Origin of the sequence: Enterococcus sp. H57, assembly GCF_003112495.1 — a bacterium.
Classification (GTDB): domain Bacteria; phylum Bacillota; class Bacilli; order Lactobacillales; family Enterococcaceae; genus Enterococcus_B; species Enterococcus_B faecium.
Map to the genome: position 1 here is coordinate 1 of NZ_BEHC01000084.1, position 1,848 is coordinate 1,848.

General features: G+C 33.5%; 2 protein-coding genes. Both read right to left on the minus strand.

Annotated features, from left to right (window positions below):
• Positions 1-812: 812 nt before the first annotated feature.
• Entirely contained in the window at positions 813-1,280 is a 468-nt protein-coding gene (locus tag DIZ30_RS13170; RefSeq protein WP_109023289.1) for an ArpU family transcriptional regulator, read from the minus strand.
• 231 nt (positions 1,281-1,511) lie between these two features.
• Complete coding sequence (locus DIZ30_RS13175; RefSeq protein WP_234414821.1) at positions 1,512-1,754, minus strand: hypothetical protein; 243 nt, start codon at positions 1,752-1,754, stop codon at positions 1,512-1,514.
• Positions 1,755-1,848: the final 94 nt, after the last annotated feature.

Below are 1,848 nucleotides of genomic sequence, written 5' to 3' on the forward strand. Positions count from 1 at the left end.
CCGAGGAGGCTCATTGTCAAGGACAATCGGAATAGCATACGGAAAGAAGTTCTGCACCTTATAAAATTTGTCAAAAAAACTGTTGCCATTCCACCGTTCTAGTTTTGTACAAGGTCCCAGTAGTGTGCCGTACGCAACCTACCTTCACCTTTGCGTCTCTCTACTTCCGCCACAACGACATAAGTGTATTATATTTTTTAATTATTATACAATTATATTACACATTGTTTTTTAATTGTTGTATAATTATTTTATAATGATATAAGGAGATGTCCATATGCCTAGTTATATTATCGATACAACACTTACAAAAAATAATATACAAACACTACACGAGATAGACTGCCCACATGTTCCTGATAAAAAACATTCTATTGCAATTGGTTACTACACAGAATGCTCATCAGCTCTTCGATACCTCAGAATTAAGAATCCAATATCACATTTTTCTGTATGCAAATACTGTTGTCGTTCTTGTTGCAATAAAAAATAATTGTATTGCTAGCTATCTTTTGAGGATAGCTATTTTTTACATCAAAACTGACAGCAACCAATCGAAAGAAAAATGTTGAACAATTTATAGGAGCTTTTACACATCCTTTTCGTTTATTTTTTTGTTTAGTTGCTGCCTATCGAAGCTTAATAAAACGATGAGGGAGATTGCCTCCCTTCGTTTATTTTGTCGAAGTCCTGTTTCCTAATCTTTCGACACTATCATAATACACCATTGAACAGGTAATCGATTGGTATAAAAAAGGTATAAAAAAGAAACCAAATTGGTAATAAAAAGGTATAAAAAGTGTAAAAACTGGCTACTTAAAAGCAACCAGTTCTAATGCTGAAGCAAATTGGATGATAATCTTGTTTGATTCTAGTTTGACAGATTCTTCGCTAGTATTATTCCTTTGAGCAGTTACATAAATTGACAGCCCATTGATGTAACGATCATAAAATATTTTTTTACGTCTTTCAGTCACATCAGGTTTATGCGGATGCTGAATAGCAGAGTATCCTCGAATAAACAATTTATGCAAATACTCAAATTCTTCTTGTGCTTCTTCTCTATCTATCAACATTCGTTCAGCTTCAAAAACATTATTAACTGTAGATGGCGGAACCAAGGAATAAGATGCCGTCACTTTTGGCTCACGAGGTTGTCCTACTCTACATCTTGCTGATAAATATGCTGAAAGGAAAACACCAACATTATGTTTTGTGCGGTCCATATCAACATCTTTTGCGCTCGGTGTCTCATATTTCTTTACATCGAAAAGTACCATCCTCTGATTCCCCCAATTATGATATAATACTTATGTCAGGAATATTATTTATGGTCGGAGAAATCCGGCTTTTTTATTTATTTTCTTTAATCATTTACAAATCACTTCAAGACATGTTAGACTAATGATAGCGTTTATTGTTACGACACAATATTCTATGTACAAGACAGCCCATCTCGGCTGTCTATTTTTTATGTTCTTTTTCCCCTTTCTCAAATTGATTTACACTCATTATTCCACCACCTCTGCCTGTTTTGTTTCCCAATAAGGTTTAATTTTATAAAATTTATGCATTTCTCGGTTCATGGAACGAATCATGCTTTCTAAAATTGTAGCTCTTGTTCCTAAAGTCACTTGTTGTTTTTTGGCTTTCTTAACACTTGTCATGCTTGTATATTTCTCACTAAAAACATATATCCCTTGATAATAATATTTCCACATAAGTTCTTCATCTTGTTGTATCTTTTCCCACAAATGGGAGCGTCAATAATTTTGTGTAAATAAATTGTCCTCCTGCAAAATAATTAGTTACTCAGTAAACATTGAAACTAATGTATCGGTTACCTGT